The 16,821-nt window shown below is 72.1% G+C and carries 17 protein-coding genes and 2 pseudogenes; 10 read left to right on the top strand and 9 right to left on the bottom strand.

What is annotated here, in order from left to right:
- Positions 1–613 (bottom strand): maltotransferase domain-containing protein (locus tag G3I77_RS37065; protein ID WP_248511082.1); only part of this gene is annotated, 613 nt, incomplete at its 3' end.
- Positions 614–687: 74 nt separating this feature from the next.
- Positions 688–1,029, bottom strand: coding sequence for a DUF5133 domain-containing protein (locus tag G3I77_RS37060; protein ID WP_248511080.1), 342 nt, complete (start codon positions 1,027–1,029; stop codon positions 688–690).
- A 363-nt stretch (positions 1,030–1,392) separates the two neighbouring features.
- On the opposite strand from G3I77_RS37060, the gene G3I77_RS37055 reads away from it, so the two are divergent.
- Both G3I77_RS37055 and glgX read left to right on the top strand, forming a co-directional pair.
- Positions 1,393–1,905 (top strand): pep a2, encoded by a 513-nt coding sequence (locus G3I77_RS37055; protein ID WP_248511078.1) that lies wholly within the window; start codon positions 1,393–1,395, stop codon positions 1,903–1,905.
- Complete coding sequence (glgX, locus tag G3I77_RS37050) at positions 1,902–4,055, top strand: glycogen debranching protein GlgX (RefSeq protein WP_248511076.1); 2,154 nt, start codon at positions 1,902–1,904, stop codon at positions 4,053–4,055. The genes G3I77_RS37055 and glgX overlap by 4 nt, the downstream gene beginning before the upstream one ends.
- Positions 4,056–4,061: 6 nt before the next feature.
- Here glgX and G3I77_RS37045 read toward each other — a convergent pair whose 3' ends face one another.
- Positions 4,062–4,865, bottom strand: a complete 804-nt coding sequence (locus G3I77_RS37045) for a VOC family protein (protein ID WP_248511074.1) — start codon at positions 4,863–4,865, stop codon at positions 4,062–4,064.
- Between the two features lie 246 nt (positions 4,866–5,111).
- On the opposite strand from G3I77_RS37045, the gene G3I77_RS37040 reads away from it, so the two are divergent.
- Entirely contained in the window at positions 5,112–5,432 is a 321-nt protein-coding gene (locus tag G3I77_RS37040) for an ANTAR domain-containing protein (RefSeq protein WP_248511072.1), read from the top strand.
- Positions 5,433–5,487: 55 nt separating this feature from the next.
- On the opposite strand, the gene G3I77_RS37035 is transcribed toward G3I77_RS37040, so the two are convergent.
- Positions 5,488–6,279 carry an RNA polymerase sigma factor SigF gene (locus G3I77_RS37035; RefSeq protein WP_248511070.1) on the bottom strand — a complete coding sequence of 264 codons (792 nt, stop codon included), beginning with the start codon at positions 6,277–6,279 and terminating at the stop codon, positions 5,488–5,490.
- 240 nt (positions 6,280–6,519) lie between these two features.
- On the opposite strand from G3I77_RS37035, the pseudogene G3I77_RS37030 reads away from it, so the two are divergent.
- Together G3I77_RS37030 and G3I77_RS37025 are read left to right on the top strand one after the other, a co-directional pair.
- Positions 6,520–6,681 (top strand): annotated as a pseudogene (locus tag G3I77_RS37030) (multidrug ABC transporter permease); the annotation flags it as partial.
- A gap of 224 nt (positions 6,682–6,905) precedes the next feature.
- On the top strand, positions 6,906–7,427 hold the full coding sequence (locus tag G3I77_RS37025) for a hypothetical protein (RefSeq protein WP_248511068.1): 522 nt from the start codon (positions 6,906–6,908) through the stop codon (positions 7,425–7,427).
- A gap of 24 nt (positions 7,428–7,451) precedes the next feature.
- Here G3I77_RS37025 and hemC read toward each other — a convergent pair whose 3' ends face one another.
- The 4 genes and pseudogenes from hemC to ligD form a co-directional block, all read right to left on the bottom strand.
- The gene (hemC, locus tag G3I77_RS37020; RefSeq protein WP_248511066.1) at positions 7,452–8,387 is read right to left on the bottom strand and encodes a hydroxymethylbilane synthase; all 936 of its coding nucleotides are present in this window, start codon (positions 8,385–8,387) and stop codon (positions 7,452–7,454) included.
- A 68-nt stretch (positions 8,388–8,455) separates the two neighbouring features.
- Positions 8,456–8,773, bottom strand: a pseudogene (locus G3I77_RS37015) (hypothetical protein); the annotation flags it as partial.
- A gap of 110 nt (positions 8,774–8,883) precedes the next feature.
- A complete protein-coding gene (locus tag G3I77_RS37010; RefSeq protein WP_248511064.1) occupies positions 8,884–9,657 on the bottom strand; it encodes an NPP1 family protein in 774 nt (257 codons plus the stop codon).
- Positions 9,658–9,799: 142 nt separating this feature from the next.
- Entirely contained in the window at positions 9,800–10,780 is a 981-nt protein-coding gene (gene ligD / locus G3I77_RS37005) for a non-homologous end-joining DNA ligase (RefSeq protein WP_248511062.1), read from the bottom strand.
- 124 nt (positions 10,781–10,904) lie between these two features.
- On the opposite strand from ligD, the gene G3I77_RS37000 reads away from it, so the two are divergent.
- Positions 10,905–11,393 carry a MarR family winged helix-turn-helix transcriptional regulator gene (locus G3I77_RS37000; RefSeq protein ID WP_248511061.1) on the top strand — a complete coding sequence of 163 codons (489 nt, stop codon included), beginning with the start codon at positions 10,905–10,907 and terminating at the stop codon, positions 11,391–11,393.
- 7 nt (positions 11,394–11,400) lie between these two features.
- On the opposite strand, the gene G3I77_RS36995 is transcribed toward G3I77_RS37000, so the two are convergent.
- Positions 11,401–12,558, bottom strand: coding sequence for an MFS transporter (locus G3I77_RS36995; RefSeq protein ID WP_248511092.1), 1,158 nt, complete (start codon positions 12,556–12,558; stop codon positions 11,401–11,403).
- A 90-nt stretch (positions 12,559–12,648) separates the two neighbouring features.
- Between G3I77_RS36995 and G3I77_RS36990 the strand changes: the two genes are divergently transcribed.
- The 4 genes from G3I77_RS36990 (at position 12,649) to G3I77_RS36975 (ending at position 16,709) form a co-directional block, all read left to right on the top strand.
- The gene (locus tag G3I77_RS36990; protein ID WP_248511060.1) at positions 12,649–13,410 is read left to right on the top strand and encodes a helix-turn-helix transcriptional regulator; all 762 of its coding nucleotides are present in this window, start codon (positions 12,649–12,651) and stop codon (positions 13,408–13,410) included.
- A 50-nt stretch (positions 13,411–13,460) separates the two neighbouring features.
- Positions 13,461–13,841 (top strand): DoxX family protein, encoded by a 381-nt coding sequence (locus tag G3I77_RS36985; protein WP_248511058.1) that lies wholly within the window; start codon positions 13,461–13,463, stop codon positions 13,839–13,841.
- Positions 13,838–14,305, top strand: a complete 468-nt coding sequence (locus G3I77_RS36980) for a peroxiredoxin (RefSeq protein WP_308311442.1) — start codon at positions 13,838–13,840, stop codon at positions 14,303–14,305. Before G3I77_RS36985 ends, G3I77_RS36980 begins: the two co-directional genes overlap by 4 nt.
- 61 nt (positions 14,306–14,366) lie before the next feature.
- Positions 14,367–16,709, top strand: a complete 2,343-nt coding sequence (locus tag G3I77_RS36975) for a SpoIIE family protein phosphatase (protein ID WP_248511056.1) — start codon at positions 14,367–14,369, stop codon at positions 16,707–16,709.
- Positions 16,710–16,821: the final 112 nt, after the last annotated feature.

The raw sequence follows: 16,821 nt of genomic DNA, 5'->3' as shown, positions 1-16,821 counted from the left end.
CGTACCACGAGCCGTACAGCGCCCGCTCCCGCTCCACGAGCAGCGGCAGGGGCTCACTGCTGGTGACCAGGTCCCGCAGCGGATGCCGCTCCAGGACCTCGTCCACCTCCGGCGTCAGCGCCGCCGCGAACCTGGCCGCCGGGGGCAGCGAGTCGTCCCGCAGGGCCTGCGCCGCGGCGAGCAGCACATAGCGGCCGGCCTCCTTCGGCACGCCGGCCGCTGCCCGCTCGTACAGTTCCGCGCCCTCGTCCAGGACCAGGCCCGGGTCGATTCCCGCCGGGATCTTTATGCCCGCCGTGTGGCGCCAGGTGGCCACCGGATCGCTCCAGGCCTCCACTCGGTACGACCAGCGGCCGACGGCGTTCGCGGTGACCTCGGCACCCCAGCGGTCGCTGCCGGGGGCGAGCTCGCGCATCGGCGTCCACGGGCCGGAACGGCCCTCGGGATCCTTCAGGACGACATTGGCGGCCACCGCGTCGTGCCCCTCCCGGAACACGGTGGCGGTGACCTCGAACGTCTCGCCCACGACCGCCTTCGCCGGCCGGTTGCCGCTCTCCACGGCCGGGCGGACATCCCGTACCGGGATACGGCCGATGGCCCGGGTCCTACTCATGGTCCTCACCTCCACCGTGCTCGAAAGCCGGGCCGCGGGGCCCGGTTCAGGGGACAAAATGTGCGGGAAGGGCGCTACCTTCCCGCAGTGGATCTCCGTTCGGCAGCCGGGGATCTCCGCTCCGCCGCCGGCGGTCTTCGTCTGACGGCCGCGGCCGGACGAGGCCGCTCGTTCGGATCCGGCGGACGGGTGACCTGCTCCTGCAGATAGGTGACCTGGTTCGTGCGCAGGTACCGCTCGGCCGCGTCCGCCGCCTCCCGTGCGCAGCGCTTGCCCATCAGCACGCAGAGCGTGTAGCCGGAGTCCTCGAACGTGGTCCGCACCGTGCGGTCGTTCGGTGCCGCGAGCATCACGCGTTCCCAGGCCCGGTAACGCCGCAACTGCCGGGCGACTTCGGCTTTGGCGGGTAGCAGCATGGCGCCGATCACCTTTCGGGGCTCGAGGGACACGGTCTCCCGACGGTCGGACGGCGGCCGTGCGCACAGCGACACGGACCCGTAACGGCGATCGAGTTCTTCACACATGGTGCATGTGTGACGACACAGCGTCTTGTTGGATCTTCAATCAGTGGCGGCTTTCGTGGGCCGTTCGGGCCACCTCTGCCCGCTCACTTGTGTGCTCCAGCGCATCAACCGTGCGCTCGTGTTGCACGAACGGGCTAGCAGCCTCACGCTAATGGTGACTCAGAAGCGATAGGCGCTCACGTTCCGTGTTCGGGGCGCGTCCCGCAGGACCGCGGGAGCGAGAAGGAGCTGAGCTTCGCGGTGAGGAGCCGACCGATGAAGACCGCAGTGCCCTGCTACTACCACCTCGACGTGGAAGTCAGCCCGGAACGGGTGGGACAGGTCAGCCGCATTCTGGCCGCTCACCTGAAGTTCTGGGACCTGGACAATCTGGTCCAGCCCGTCTGCGGCGGTGCCGAGATGCTGCTGAAGGCCATCGACGAACACGCCACGGACAAGAACACGTCGATCGAGATGTGGTGGAACCGGCAGCACCTGATCACCGCCATCGGGGACAACGACCGCGCCCTGCGCCCGGACCAGGAGCTGCGAGGCTGCCTGGAGCACCTCGCGGCCATGAGCGACGGCTGGGGCTGCTGCGCCACCGAGACCGGCAGCAAGGTCATCTGGTTCTCGCAGCGCGCCCGCGCCGGCGAACGCGTCCCGCTGGTGCCGACCGCGCCCGCGCCGCGGGAGAGCGAGGGCCTCGAGGTGCCCCGCGAGGTGCCGATCACCCAGCTGGCCGGTCCGGCCAGTACCCCGGCCGAGGTCCTGGAGGAGGCCCGGTGACCCGCCGGCAGGCACGGAAAGGGGCGTCCGCCTGGAGCGGGCGCCCCTACCCGCTGGGGGCGGACTACGACGGTGAGGGCACCAACTTCGCGCTCTTCAGCGAGGTCGCCGAACGCGTCGAGCTGGTCCTCGTCGACGACGACGGTTCCCACACGCGGGTGCCGCTGAACGAGGTCGACGGCTTCGTGTGGCACGGCTACGTGCCGGGCGTGGGCCCCGGTCAGCGCTACGGCTACCGCGTGCACGGGCCGTGGGCCCCGGCCGCCGGCCACCGCTGCAACCCGGCGAAACTTCTGCTCGACCCGTACGCCCGCGCGGTGGACGGGCAGATCGACAACCACCCCTCGCTCTACGAGCGCAACCCCGACGGCCCCGACCCGGCCGACAGCGCCGGGCACACCATGCTCGGCGTGGTGACCGACCCGGCCTTCGACTGGGGCGACGACGCCCGGCCCTGCCGGCCCTACGCCGACACGGTGATCTACGAGGCGCACGTCAAGGGCATGACCCGCACCCATCCCGAGGTGCCCGAGGAACTCCGGGGCACCTACGCCGGGCTGGCGCACCCCGCTGCCGTCGAGCACCTGACCTCCCTCGGTGTCACGGCCGTGGAGCTGATGCCGGTCCACCAGTTCGTCCACGACGGGGTGCTGCACGACCGCGGCCTGTCGAACTACTGGGGCTACAACACCATCGGCTTCTTCGCGCCGCACAACGGCTACGCCGCCCACGGCAGCCGCGGCGGGCAGGTCGCCGAGTTCAAGCAGATGGTGAAGACCCTGCACGCGGCCGGACTCGAAGTGATCCTCGACGTGGTCTACAACCACACCGCCGAGGGCAACGAGATGGGCCCCACCCTGTCCTTCCGCGGCATCGACAACTCCTCGTACTACCGTCTGGTCGACGGCGACTGGGAGCACTACTACGACACCACGGGCACCGGCAACAGCCTGCTGATGCGGCACCCCTACGTCCTCCAGTTGATCATGGACTCGCTGCGGTACTGGGTGACCGAGATGCATGTCGACGGCTTCCGCTTCGACCTCGCGGCGACGCTCGCCCGGCAGTTCCACGAGGTGGACCGGCTGTCGGCGTTCTTCGACCTCATCCAGCAGGACCCGGTGATCAGCCGCGTCAAGCTGATCGCCGAGCCGTGGGACGTCGGCGAGGGCGGCTACCAGGTGGGCAACTTCCCGCCACTGTGGTCGGAGTGGAACGGCATGTACCGCGACGCGGTCCGCGACTTCTGGCGCGGCGAGGACCACACACTCGGCGAACTCGCCTCCCGGCTCACCGGGTCCTCCGACCTGTACCAGCACAGCAGGCGCCGGCCCCGCGCCAGCGTCAACTTCGTCACCGCGCACGACGGCTTCACCCTGCGCGACCTCGTCTCGTACAACGACAAGCACAACGCGGACAACGGCGAGGACAACCAGGACGGCGAGAGCACCAACCGGTCCTGGAACTGCGGCGCCGAAGGCCCGGCCCGCGACCCGGCCGTGCTGGAGCTGCGCACCCGCCAGCAGCGCAACTTCCTCGCCACGCTGCTGCTGTCCCAGGGCATCCCGATGCTCTCCCACGGCGACGAACTCGGGCGCACCCAGGGCGGCAACAACAACGCCTACTGCCAGGACAACGACATCTCCTGGATCGACTGGCGGCTCACCGAGGAGCAGCGCGAGCTGCTGAAGTTCACCCGGTACCTCATCCGGCTGCGCACGGGACACCCGGTGCTGCGCCGGCGCCGCTTCTTCCTCGGCGAGACCCTGACCCGGGCGGACCAGCCGCTGCCCGACCTGGTGTGGCTGGCGCCCGACGCCCGCGAGATGACCGACGACGACTGGCAGCGCGGCGACGCGCACTCCGTCGGTGTCTTCCTCAACGGCGACGCCATCGCCGAACCCGACCCGTGGGGCCGCCAGGTCGTCGACGACTCGTTCCTGCTGCTGCTCAACAGCCACTGGGAGCCGATCGACTTCCGCCTCCCGAACGCCTCCTACGGCGCACGCTGGACGGCGCTCATCGACACGGCCGACCCGGAGGCCACGCCCGACGAGTCGGAGCACAAGGCCGGGACGGGCCTCACCGTCGGGGCCCGCAGCCTGGTCCTGCTGTCCCGGCCGTCACGGGCGTCGCGCGAGGAGGAGTGACCCCGGTCAGTGGTCGCGGCGCGCGGTCACCGTGAACTGCGCGCCGTCGTGGTCCCGCAACACCGCCTCGTCACTGCCCTTGGACAGGACGCTGCCGCCGTGGAGTTCCGCCGCGCGGGCGCAGGCCTCCACGTCGTCGACGGAGAAGTGGACCTGCCAGTGCGGCCGGATCGCGGGGTCTGGGGCCGCCCCCAGGGCGCCCGACTCGATCCGGGCCACCACGTCCCCGCGGCTGCGCAGCACGACCTCGCCGCCCTCGTAGTGGACCTCGCAGCAGCCGGGCCGCTGCGTCGCCCAGTCGAGGACCTCGCCGTAGAAGATCGCCGCGTCGAAGGCGTCACGGGTGTGCAGCGTGATGAACGCCGGCTGCGCGTTGCGCCAGGTCTCCCAGTCGGTGAAGAGGTCGCCCTCCCAGATGCCGAAGGTCGCTCCGTCCCGGTCGGCCAGCAGCGCCGCCCGCCCCGGCGGCAGCGAGATCGGCCCGACCGCGACCGTGCCCATGCGCTCCTGCACCCGCGCCACCGCGTCGTCCGCACTGCGCACCGCGAAGTACGGCGTCCACGCCACCGCCATCTGCCACATGGCCGCCACCCCCGCGATCCCGGCCACCGGCGAGCCGTCCGCCAGTGCGATCCGGAACCGGTCGCCGAGCTTGGCCGGCCGCCACTGCCAGCCCAGCACGGCCCCGTAGAACTCCTCGGTCGCCTTGACGTCCCGGCTGGTCAGGCTCACCCAGCAGGGCGCGCCGAACACGGAATGTGATGAAACGACGTCCTTCGTGCCGGAGGAGGTGGGCATGTCGTGGTTCATGGCAGTCGCGTCCTGATCTCGTCGGCCTGGCAGCCACCGGAGGATTGACACCAGTGTCCAACCGGAACCGTTGTGGGCGCCTGCCGAGTACCCCGGCGGAGGCGCCGAAACGGCGTCCGGCCTGGTCCGCCCCGGTGGCACCGGGCGGGCCGAGTGACGACGATGGATAGGTCGGACACTGCGTCAAGGTACTCAAGCACCCGCTGGGACCTTGAGGGCAGCGGCGCACCGGACCCGGAGGTGACCATGCCCACGGACGGGGGCTCGGATCGGATCTTCGAGCTGCAGGAAGAGGTCCAGCAGCTGAAGGAGGCGGTCGTCTCACACGCCGTCGTGGACCAGGCGATCGGGATGGTGGTGGCGCTCGGCCGGATCTCCCCCGACCAGGGGTGGGCCGTGCTGAAGGAGGTCTCCCAGCACACCAACATCAAGCTGCGCAACGTCGCGGAACTGATCCTCGTCTGGGGACGTACGGGCGTGATGCCCGAGGAGATCCGGGCCGCGCTGGAAGACGCCCTCGACCGCGCCGGACCGACGCAGATCCCCGGATCGCCGCCGGAGACGTGATCTCCGGCGGAGGCGTGATCTCCGGCGGCCTGCGGGATCGGACCTCCCCCCGGTTTCACCGGGCCTCGGCCAGCAGCTCCTCACGCAGATGGGCGAAGCAGCTGCTGAGCAACCGGGAGACGTGCATCTGTGAGATGCCGAGCTGGTCCGCTATCCGGCTCTGCGTCATGCCCTTGAAGAACCGCAGGTAGAGAATGATCCGCTCGCGCTCCGGCAGCGCCTCCAGGCAGGGCCTGACGGCCACACGGTTGACGACGATGTCGAAGGCCGGGTCGGGCCCGCCGATCGCGTCCCCGAGGGCGTAGCCGTCGGTCCCGGGCATCTCCGCCTCCAGCGACAGCGCGGAGAAGCACTCCAGGGCCTCCATGCCGGTGCGCACTTCACCCTCGGTGAGATGGGCGAACTCGGCGATCTCCGCGACCGTGGGGGAGCGGCCCGGGGTGGTCTGCGACAGCTCCTTGGCGGCGTGCCGCACCCGGTTGCGCAGGTCCTGGACCCGGCGGGGCACGTGCAGCGTCCACATGTGGTCACGGAAGTGGCGCTTGATCTCACCGGTGACCGTCGGCACCGCGTACGCCTCGAAGGCGTTGCCGCGCGCCGGGTCGTAGTGGTCGACCGCCTTCACGAGACCGAGAGCGGCCACCTGGTACAGGTCCTCGAGGGCCTCGCCACGGCCCCGGAAGCGGACGGCGATCCGCTCGGCCATGGGGAGCCAGGCCTCGACCAGTTCGTCCCGCAGGGCCTTGCGCTCGGGCCCCTCGGGCAGCCGCGCGAGTCGTGCGAACGCCGCGGCGGTGTCGGGCGCGTCGTCGTGGGGATGCGGTCGGGTGCTGCCGGCGATACGCATGGTGCGCACCTCCCTGAGCAGGTGCTGAATGGACAGACACCGTGGGAGGCGCGGACGCGGGCCTCACGGAGAGCACCGGGGGCCCGGACCTGCCGGCTCCCACGCACGTGCCTCCTGTCCGAAGCACTTCACTGCCCATTCCCGGGCAGAGACATAGCGAAACAATTAAGACAATACGGCAATCGGGGGCCCCGGGCGCTCTCAAGTCCGCCGCCGATCGGCTCCGCTGTCGATTCCGGCGCCGTCTTCCACGGCATCCAGATCATCGGGGAGCGCGACGCCGGAGTCCTCGACAAGCTCCTCGTCACCCCGACCCCGCGGTCGGTGCTGATCACCGGCAAGGCGTTCGCGGCCGGGGTGAAGTCGCTCGTCCAGGCCGTCGTCGTCCTCCTCGTCACCGCCGCCTGGGCCCTACCGGGCCGACCGGCCCGTTGATCTTCACTCGTGGAAGTGATGTGCGGCACGCCCGGGCAAGCGCTTTCTCCGACTGAATCCGGATAACTGCTGGGCACGGCTTGATCACCGATCAAAAAGGATGAACTGCCTGGCCACAGCGCATTCTGCTCATTTGACAGTGCGCTGAGACCACAGATAGGAAGCAGCTTCCAGAGGTCGAGAGGTGCAGCGTGTACGAGCCGAACGTGGTCGGGGACTGGCGGGAGTACGACGAGCATGCCGGTCTGCGCGTCCGCGTCCACCGTCTGGAACTGGCCGAGCCGCCCCGCGGCCGGGACGACGCCGCCGACGGACTGACGTACTTCTGCCTGCGCGTGACGGTCGAGAACCGCGGCAGCCGCCATCTCGGCGTCCACCTCGAGGACGGCCAGATCGACGTCCGGCTCGGCCCGGACGGGGAGAGCGCCTTCATCGACTGGCGCAACTCGCAGTTCATCGAGGGCTTCGACGTCTACCCGCTGCGCCGGGCCACCGCCGTGCTGTACGCGGCCGGCGCCGAGGCGTCCTTGAGTCTCGTCGACGTCCAGGTGCAGTTGCGCGTCGAGGAGGAGTGGACCGACCGCCGGCTGTGGTCGGGCGGCATCGGTGCGCACGAGGGCCCCGCCGGCGGCCAGCAGGGCGCGGTGCGGGACAGCCTGGCGCACCAGGTGAGCGTCTTCCTGCGGGATCAGGCGGAGGAAGGCACCGCCTGATCCGGCGTCAGGGCGTCGCGGAGGTCAGTGCGGGATGCCGTCGATGATCTCGCGGGCACCCTGACGCAGCAGCGCCACGGCGACCGAGGTGCCGAGCGTGGCCGGGTCCAGCCGTCCCGCCCACTCGTGGGCATTGAGGCGCGTCTTGCCGTCCGGGGTGAATACACAGGCCCGCAGGGACAGTTCGCCACTGCGGTCCACCTGTGCGAACCCGGCGATGGGGCTGTTGCAGTGCCCCTGCAGCACGTGCAGGAACATGCGCTCGGCGGTGGTCTCCCGGTAGGTGTCCGGGTCGCCGAGACCGCTCACCGCGTCGATCAGCGCGGCGTCGTCCTCGCGGCACTGCAGCGCCAGCACGCCCGCGCCGATGGGCGGCATCATCGCCTCGGTCGAGAGGATCTCGCTGATCACGTCCTCGCGGCCGATGCGCTCCAGCCCGGAGACCGCGAGCAGCAGGGCGTCGGCCTCCCCGGCGGCGAGCTTCGCCAGGCGCCGGTTGGCGTTGCCGCGGAACGGCACGCACTCCAGGTGGGGATGCGTGGCGGCCAGCTGCGCGACGCGGCGCACCGAGGAGGTGCCGATCCGCGTCCCGGCCGGCAGCTCGTCCAGGGTGAGCCCGCCCGGGTGGATCAGGGCGTCGCGGATGTCGTCCCGCTTGAGGAACGCGGCGAACACCGTGCCCGCCGGTAGCGGCCGGTCGGCGGGGACGTCCTTCACGCAGTGCACGGCGAGGTCGGCCTCGCCGGCCAGCAGCGCCGCGTCGACCTCCTTGGTGAACGCGCCCTTGCCCTCGACCTGGGACAGATCGCCCATCCACTTGTCGCCGGTGGTCTTCACCGGCACGACCTCGGTGCGCACTCCGGGATGGGCGGCGGCCAACTCGGCCCGGACGCGCTCCACCTGGGCGAGGGCCATGGGGGAGTCGCGGGAGACGATGCGAATCAGTTCGGGGACGGACATGCGGACACGATAGACCCTCCCGCGGGAGCGTTCGTCCCGTACCTCCTCCAACCGCCGGGCATCGGACGTCAGTTCGGGACGAGCGGATCACTCGGTTCCACCGCCCGCAGGGCCGCGGCGAGGGCCCGCTCGTCGCCGACGTCGAGGGCGGTGTCGGTGAGCTTCACGACGTGCTCGTCGCCGTGCGCGAGGGCGCGTTCCAGAACCTCCTGCGCGGTGCGGCGGGGCGCGGGGACCTGCGTGACGGGCTCGGCGGTGGCGTACATGGCGGTGACCGCGGCGGACGCGGCCCATGCCGCGCGCAGGCTCGGCATCCACAGCGGGCGGGGGAGTGAACCGAGGGCGCGCAGGACGGCGTTGGGTGCCGTCGCCGCGTGCACCAGCATTGGTCGCCTCGCCGTGGGGACGCTATGTGGCTACCCGCGCCGGGGGTCGGGCGCGGGGCGGAAGCGGGGCCCGGCCGGAGGACTAGGTCCCGCGACCGGGTCCGGTGTCGTCAGGCGTACGGGTCGAAGGCGATGCCGGAGGGCTTGGCCGACGCCAGGTGGTTGGCGAAGTTGGCGTCCTTCAGGCCGAAGTTGGCGCTGCCGAAGTCGTACGACGTGAGCTTGTCGCGCACCCCGGCCGGGTAGCCGTTCCAGCCGACCAGCGCCGGGTACTGCCAGGTGCCCTTGTGGTTCTCGGGGGGCTCGTCATTGGAGTTGGCCGCGCGGAAGCAGTGGGTTCTGACACCGTCCTTGTGGTAGACGATCTTCGCGTGCGTGCCGTCGAAGCGGACCGAGGAAGCCGCGTGCACCGTGAACCCGCCGTGAGCGGACGTCGACACGTACTTCACCTGGTTGTCCTGTACGAACACCGCGACGTGCTCGAAGTCGTGCCGGTGGCCGCCGATGCCGCTCCCGGCCACGGCCTGGTCCTTCTCGAAGTAGAGCGCGTACAGGATGGCGCACCAGCCGTTGTTGCACTTGGAGCGCGCGTAGCCGTTGGTGTTGTCGAGGTCCGAGGCGTCCCGGCAGTTGCCGTTGAGGGCGCCGGACGGGTTGAGCCCGCCGTTCACGGTGCCGTCCGGGCCGATCGCGGGCGTGGAGTAGCAGCCGTCGGTGTCGTAGTCGTAGGCAGGCTGGTACGTCTGCTCCAGCGCGTCCGCGTTGGCGGGCAGTGCCGACGGCGGGGCCGCGAAGGCCGTGGCCGGGAACGCGAGGACGAGAGCGGCGGCACCGGCCGCTCCGGTGAGCCATCTCCTGCGGTGGGTGAACGGGCGTGACGACACTGCGTCCTCCTTGGTCCGGGCGCAGCCCAACGGCTGTGGGGGAAAGGGAGGTTCAGCTTCCAGGTTGAGCGCGTCCATGCCAAGAGGGGTGAAGGATCTCAGGAGTGAATCACAGCCCAATAGTTGGAGACCGGACGCCGTTTCAGACCAGGTCGTCCGGGATGTCGGCCCCCGCCTCCTCGGGTGCGAGGTCGGGCCGCAGCCGTAGCCAGGACGGCTGCCGCAGCAGCCCCTCCCGGGTGCGGGTGCTGTAGCGGACCTCGCCGACCAGGCGGGGTACGACCCAGTGCGCACCCGGAGCGCGCGGGGCGGGGTCGAAGGGGCAGACGTCGGTCGCGGCGGCCGCCAGCAGCCCGGCCAGCTCCCTGCGTTCGGCCTCGCTCCAGCCGGTGCCCACGCTTCCGACGTAGCGCAGCCGCCCCGCCGCACGCTGCCCGACCAGCACCGCGCCGGGCAGGCCGGTGAGCCGTCCCCTGCCGGGTTGCCAGCCGCCGACCAGGACGTCCTCGGTGCGCATGTTGCGGATCTTGATCCAGGCCCGGGAGCGCACCCCCGGTTCGTACCCCGAGTCCAGCCGCTTGCAGACCAGGCCCTCCAGGCCGTGCTCCTGCGTGGCGCGCAGGGCCTCGGCGCCGTGGCCGACGAGTGCGCGCGGGGTCGACCAGGAGGGCCCGGCGAGTCCGAGGTCCTCCAGCGCAGCGCGGCGTCGTGCGTAGGGGAGCCGGAGGAGGGAGTGGCTCTCCAGGTGCATCAGGTCGAACAGCACGAGATGGACCGGGACCTCCGCCGCCCGCCGCGCGGCCCTGGCCGGTGCGTGGGCCAGGCCCATCCGGGACTGCAGCAACTGGAAGCTGGCACGGCCCTGGTCGTCCAGGGCCATGATCTCGCCGTCCAGTACGGCGGGTGTGGTGCCGAGGGCGGTGCCCAGCGACCGCAGTTCGGGGTAGGCGGCCGTGATGTCCTCTCCGGAGCGGGCGCGCAGCAGCACACTGCCGTCCCCGGGCAGATAGACCACCACGCGCTGGCCGTCCTGCTTGGTCTCGTAGGCCCAGCGCGCGTCCTGCGCGGCGGGTGGCAGGGGGCCGGACGTGGCGAGCATGGGCGGGATCAGCGGCAGGTCCACGGGTCAGGTGTCGACGAACCGCGGTGCCGTCACGCGTGTTCTCGGCCTGTTTCCCCTGAACGGCGCCGAGGCCGGCCCGGAACCCCGCTATCGCTTGAGCTAAACAACTAGACGGTGTGGGCGCATGGCCTCCTGTTCCTCCCCGGAAGTGATCGACATCGAGCGTGCCCTCACTCGCATCACGTACCTGAGCGCGCGCGCCCGCCGGCACGAGCGCCAGATGGCCGTGGCGGGCGTGCCGCTCGACCGTGCCGCCGTCGCGCTGCTGCGGCAGGTGGCCGACTCCGAGTCGCTGCGGCCGGGGGAGCTCGGCGTGGAGGCCTCACACGTCACGCGCACGGTGCAGCGGTTGCAGAAGTCCGGGTACGTCACCCGCGTCCCCGACCGGGACGACCGTCGCGCCCAGCGCGTCGAGCTCACCGACGCCGGCGGCGAGGCCATCGCCAAGGTCCGCGAGGCCGGGGTCCGCGGCATGCGGATGGCCGTCTCGGACTGGTCGCCCGAGGAGCTGCGGCAGCTAGCGACGCTCTTCCACCGCATGGTCGACGAGTTCCTCGCCCACGCCGTCGACGAGGAAGGCGAGCCCCGGTCCGCCCCGGCCGGCAAGGCCTGATCCCCGGTCACCGCGCGGCCGGGTCACGCGGGTCCGCCCGCTCGGCGACCGGCACTCCCGGGGGTGCCGGCTCGCGCAGGCCGCACAGCAGCAGTCGGCCCAGCGCGGGCAGCGCGACGAGGGGCAGCAGGGCCGTTCGGAGGGACGTCGCGTCGGCCAGCGCTCCGAGCGCTGGGGCCGCGAGCCCGCCGACGCTCACGGTCAGGCCCAGCGTGACCCCGCTCGCCGTTCCCACGCGCCGGGGCAGAAGGTCCTGGCCCAGGGTGATGTGCTGCGAGAACGGCACATACAGGCCCGCCGACGTCAGCGCCACGAACAGGTACACCGGCGGCCCGGGCACCAGGACGAGACCGGCCACGGCCAGGACCGTCAGGGCGTACGACCGGCGCACCACCGCCATCCGCCCGTACCGCTCGGCCAGCCGGCCCCCGGCCAGCGTGCCGACCGCGCCGCCGGCGTAGAGCACGAACAGGGCCGCCGTGCCGGCCGCCGCACCGCCACCGGTGCGCTCCCGCACGTACAGCGAGACGAACGTGCTCAGGCCGACGAACACCACGGATCGGCAGACCACGGCCCCGGACAGCCGCAGGAAGGGCCCCCAGTCGTCCTCGCCCACGGCGGCGGACGCACCGGCACTCCTGCCCCCGGACCCCGCCGAGCGCACCGCCGCAGCACACAGAGCCGCCCCCGCCAGGGCCGGGACGACCAGCAGCGGCGAGGCGCGCAGCCCGCCCGTGGCCACCACGGCGAAGACCAGCAGGGGCGCCAGGGCGAAGCCGGCGTTGCCGCCGAAGGAGAACCAGCCCATGCCCGTGTGCCGGCCCTGCGCGACGGCCCGCGCCACCCGGGCGGCCTCCGGATGGTAGGCGGCCACACCCACCCCCGACACGGCCACCACCGCCAGGGTCAGCGCATAGGAGCCCATCACCCCGCTCAGGGCGACACCCGCCCCGGCCGTCAGCGCGCTCAGCGGCAGCAGCCACGGCATCGCCCACCGGTCGGTGAGCACCCCGAACAACGGCTGCACCAGCGACGACAGCAAGGACGCCGCCAGGACGACACCCGAAGCGGCGGCATAGGAGTAGGCGCGCTCGGCGACGAAGTGCGGAACCAGAGCGGCCACGGCCCCCTGGTACACATCCACGCAGGCGTGCCCCAGGGACATCAGGGCGACGGGTCGGTCGGGTCTCGAAGTGGTCACCCGGCGATCGTCGTCCGCGACGCACCTGGCCCGCTTCCGATAATCTGCCGGACTTTGTCGAACATCCGCCACACTCCCACGGCCCCGACCCGCGCCCAGCGGCTCACCGCCGGCGACCGCATCGACGCGCACCGGCACGACGACCACCAGATCGTCTACGCCGGCACCGGCGTCGTCGCCGTCACCACCGACGCCGGCACCTGGTTCGCGCCCGGCACCCGCGCCATCTGGGTCCCGGCCGGCACCGTGCACGCCCATCGCGCCCACGGCCGGCTCGACCTGTACCTGGTCGGCCTGCCTCTCGGCGACAACCCCCTCGGCCTGGACCACCCGGCAGTCCTCGCCGTCAGCCCCCTGCTGCGCGAGCTGATCCTCGCCTGCACCCGCGACCCCGGCGACGACAGCCCCGAGCGCCGCCGGCTGCGCGCCGTCCTGCGCGACCAACTGCGCCTCTCGCCCCAGCAGCCGCTGCGCCTGCCCACCTCCGCCGACCCGCGCCTGGCCGCCGTCTGCGCGCTCGTGCACGCCGACCCGGCCGACGCGCGCACCCTCTCCGAGCTCGGGGCGGCGACCGGGGTGGGGGAGCGGACCCTCAGCCGGCTCTTCCGCGGCGAGCTCGGTATGACGTTCCCGCAGTGGCGCACCCAGTCACGGCTCTACCACGCCCTGCGGATGCTGGCCGACGGCCTGCCCGTCACGACCGTGGCCCACCGCTGCGGCTGGTCCTCCGCCAGCGCGTTCATCGACGTCTTCCGCCGCTCCTTCGGCTACACACCCGGCAGCCGTCACCGGCACTTCCGGGACCCGGTGGACTGACCTGTCTACCGACCGGTAATAATGCGCTGCAGGCCTTCAGAGGAGGAACCGTGCCCCGGTCCGAACGCTCGCCCCTGCTGCTCGCCGGCCTGCTGGCCACCGCAGGCATCGCCCACTTCGCCACCCCACGCCCGTTCGACGCCACCATCCCGCGCGGCCTGCCCGGCACGCCCAGAGCCTGGACCTACGCGAGCGGCGCCGCCGAACTCGCGCTCGCCGCAGGCCTGGCGCTGCCGCGCACCCGCAAGGCCGCCGCGCTGGCCACCGCCGCCTTCTTCGTCGGGGTGTTCCCCGCCAACGTCAAGATGGCCGCCGACTGGCGCCACCGCCCCACCCCGCAGAAGGCCGCCGCCTTCGGACGCCTGCCCCTGCAGGTGCCCCTCGTGCTCTGGGCCCGCGGCGTCGCCCGGAACGCGGAGGGCAGGTCGTGAGCGCGCGCGTGGAGACCGGGGACACGGTCGAGGACTTCGCCCTGCCCGACGAGACCGGCACCGTCCGCAGCCTGTCCGCGCTGCTCGCGGAGGGCCCGGTCGTGCTCTTCTTCTACCCGGCCGCGCTGACCCCCGGCTGCACCGCCCAGGCCTGCCACTTCCGTGACCTCGCCGCCGAGTTCGCGGACGTCGGAGCGCGCCCCGTCGGCATCAGCGGCGACGCCGTCGAGCGGCAGCAGGAGTTCGCCGGACGGCACGGCCTCGGCATGCCGCTGCTGTCCGACGCCGACGGCGCGGTCCGCGAGCGGTTCGGGGTGAAGCGCGGCTTCTCCCTGGCGCCCACCAAGCGCACCACGTTCGTCATAGCGCAGGACCGCACCGTCCTCGACGTCGTGCGCAGCGAACTGCGCATGAACGCGCACGCCGACCGGGCCATCGCGGCGCTGCGCGCCCACCGCGCCTGACGCTGTCACGAATGCTGCGCTGCGGTTGATGCAGGGCGACGCAGGGGCAATCCTGGACGATATGGAGGATGCCTCCGCTGCTGCGATCATCGACGCCCGCGGCATTCTGACGGGGTGGAGCCAGGGTGCCCGGCAGCTGACCGGTTATCCGGCCGACGAAGTCGTGGGCCGGGCCGCACGGGAACTGCTCGCCGAGGACGTGCCCCCCGAGGCGGTGTCCGTGCGGTCGGGGACCGTCATGGTGCGGCACCGCGACGGCTACCTCGTCGGGGTCCGCGTCAGCGCCTGCGCCGTGACGGGCCCGGACGGGGAAGCGGACGCCTATGTGATCACCGCCGCGCCGCCCGGCCGCGGGGAGACGTCCCTCGCGGGCCGCGCCTTCCAGCAGGCGTCCATGTCGATGTCCGTCTTCGACACCAGCCAGCGCTATCTGCGGCTCAACGAAGCCGCCTGCCATGTGATGGGCGTGCCCGAGGAGACCCTGCTCGGCCGGCACTTCCCGGAGACCGTGGAAGAGGCCGAGCACGTGCGTGGCTTCAACTGGCATCTCCGGCATGTCGTGGAGACGGGCCGTCCGGTGCGCTACGAGAGCTACACCGGTGCGCCGGCCCTGAACCGGGAGCACGCCTGGGTCACCGAGATGTGGCCGGTCCGGGACGCCGCCGGCGAGCTCGTCGGCACCGCGCTGGCCGCGTTCGACAGCACCGAGCAGTACTGGGCCCGGCAGCGGCTGGCCCTGCTCAACGAGGCCGCGGCCGCCATCGGTACCACCCTGGACGTGGTGCGCACGGCCGAGGAACTCATCGGGGTGGTGGTGCCCCGGTTCGCGGACTTCGCGAGCGTGGACCTGTTCGACTGGGTCCTCGGCGCGGACGAGCAGCCGGCGGTGCCGGCCGACGAGATCACCCTCCGGCGGGTCGCGCACGGTTCCGTCACCGAGGGCACCCCCGAAGCAGCCGTGCATCTGGGAGAAGTCGACGTCTACACCGCGTTCTCGCCGATCGCCCGGGCCATGCGGGAAGGCGGGGCCGTCCTCAGCCAGGCAGGAGAGCCGGCGTTCATGCGCTGGGTCGCCGAGCGCAATTCCCGCGCCCCGGAAGGACGCCCCTACCGCACAGGGGCCCATTCGATGCTGGCCGTACCGCTGCGGGCCCGCGGCACCACGCTGGGTGTCGCCGTGGCCGTCCGAGTGGCGCAGGCCGACGACTACGGCGCCGACGACGCCGTGTTCGCCGAGGAACTCGCCAGCCGGGCCGCCGTCTGTGTCGACAACGCACGCCGCTTCGCCCGGGAACGCACCACCGCCCTCGCCCTCCAGCACAGCCTGCTGCCGAGGGGGCTGCCCGGCCAGGCCGCCGTCCAGGTCGCCCACCGTTATCTGCCCTCCGGCTCGGCGGCCGGCATCGGCGGCGACTGGTTCGACGTGATCCCGCTGTCCGGCAGCCGTGTCGCGCTGGTCGTCGGGGACGTCGTGGGGCACGGCATCCCCTCCACGGCGACCATGGGCCGGCTGGTCACGGCCGTACGCACCCTCGCCGACGTGGACCTCCCGCCGGACGAGCTCCTCACCCACCTCGACGACCTGGTCACCCATCTCGCCTCGGACGACGAGGACGACGAGGTCGCCGAGCTCGGCGCGACCTGCCTCTACGCCGTCTACGACCCCGTCACGCGCCGCCTGAACGTGGCCGCCGCCGGGCACCCCGCGCCCGCCCTGGTGCTGCCCGACGGATCGGCCCGGCTGATCCCCATGAGCGCGGGGCCCCCGCTGGGCGTCGGAGGGCTGCCGTTCGAGGCGACGGAGCTCCAACTGCCCGAGGGCTCCGTCGTCGCCCTCTACACCGACGGACTCGTCGAGGACCGCGACCGCGACGTCGACCACGCCACCGACGAGCTGTGCCGCGCCCTGACCGTGCCCGCCGACTCGCTGGACGCCCTGTGCGACACCGTGCTGAAGGCCGTACTGCCGGAGGAACCCAGCGACGACGTGGCTCTGCTGCTGGCCCGGACCCGGGCGCTCGGCGCCGACCAGGTCGCCACCTGGGACGTCACACCCGACCCCGCGCAGGTGGCCGTCACCCGGCAGGCCGCCACCGACCAGCTCACCGCGTGGGGCCTGGACGAGACGGCCTTCGTCACCGAACTCGTCGTCAGCGAGCTCGTCACCAACGCCATCCGGTACGGCACCCCGCCCATCCAGCTCCGCCTGATCCGGGACCAGACCCTCATCTGTGAGGTCTCCGACGGCAGTTCGACCTCTCCGCACCTGCGGCGGGCGCACCAGGACGACGAGGGCGGCCGTGGCCTGCTGCTGGTCGCCCAGCTCACCCAGCGCTGGGGCAGCCGGCAGACCACCCGGGGCAAGACCATCTGGTGCGAACAGTCACTCACGCCGCTGTTCTGACCCGCTCCGTGCCGGCGCGGCGCGAGGCCGGGTGAATTCAAGCTGTCGCGGGAGGGTGAGCGGGACAGGACGGCATGCCGACGGCGACGCGGGGGCATCGAGTGGAACCCGC

The organism is Streptomyces sp. D2-8 (assembly GCF_023184515.1).
In the GTDB taxonomy this organism is placed as follows: domain Bacteria; phylum Actinomycetota; class Actinomycetes; order Streptomycetales; family Streptomycetaceae; genus Streptomyces.
Note: the sequence above shows the minus strand (reverse complement) of the source record. Positions and strands in the feature narration are given on the sequence as shown.

Excerpts from the sequence above, each read along its gene's own strand:
- G3I77_RS37060 (WP_248511080.1), bottom strand. The coding sequence starts at position 1,029 with ATGCTGCTACCCGCCAAAGCCGAAGTCGCCCGGCAGTTGCGGCGTTAC.
- G3I77_RS37055 (WP_248511078.1), top strand. The coding sequence starts at position 1,393 with ATGAAGACCGCAGTGCCCTGCTACTACCACCTCGACGTGGAAGTCAGC.
- G3I77_RS37045 (WP_248511074.1), bottom strand. The coding sequence starts at position 4,865 with ATGAACCACGACATGCCCACCTCCTCCGGCACGAAGGACGTCGTTTCA.
- G3I77_RS37040 (WP_248511072.1), top strand. The coding sequence starts at position 5,112 with ATGCCCACGGACGGGGGCTCGGATCGGATCTTCGAGCTGCAGGAAGAG.
- G3I77_RS37035 (WP_248511070.1), bottom strand. The coding sequence starts at position 6,279 with ATGCGTATCGCCGGCAGCACCCGACCGCATCCCCACGACGACGCGCCC.
- hemC (WP_248511066.1), bottom strand. The coding sequence starts at position 8,387 with ATGTCCGTCCCCGAACTGATTCGCATCGTCTCCCGCGACTCCCCCATG.
- G3I77_RS37000 (WP_248511061.1), top strand. The coding sequence starts at position 10,905 with ATGGCCTCCTGTTCCTCCCCGGAAGTGATCGACATCGAGCGTGCCCTC.
- G3I77_RS36995 (WP_248511092.1), bottom strand. The coding sequence starts at position 12,558 with ATGTCCCTGGGGCACGCCTGCGTGGATGTGTACCAGGGGGCCGTGGCC.
- G3I77_RS36975 (WP_248511056.1), top strand. The coding sequence starts at position 14,367 with ATGGAGGATGCCTCCGCTGCTGCGATCATCGACGCCCGCGGCATTCTG.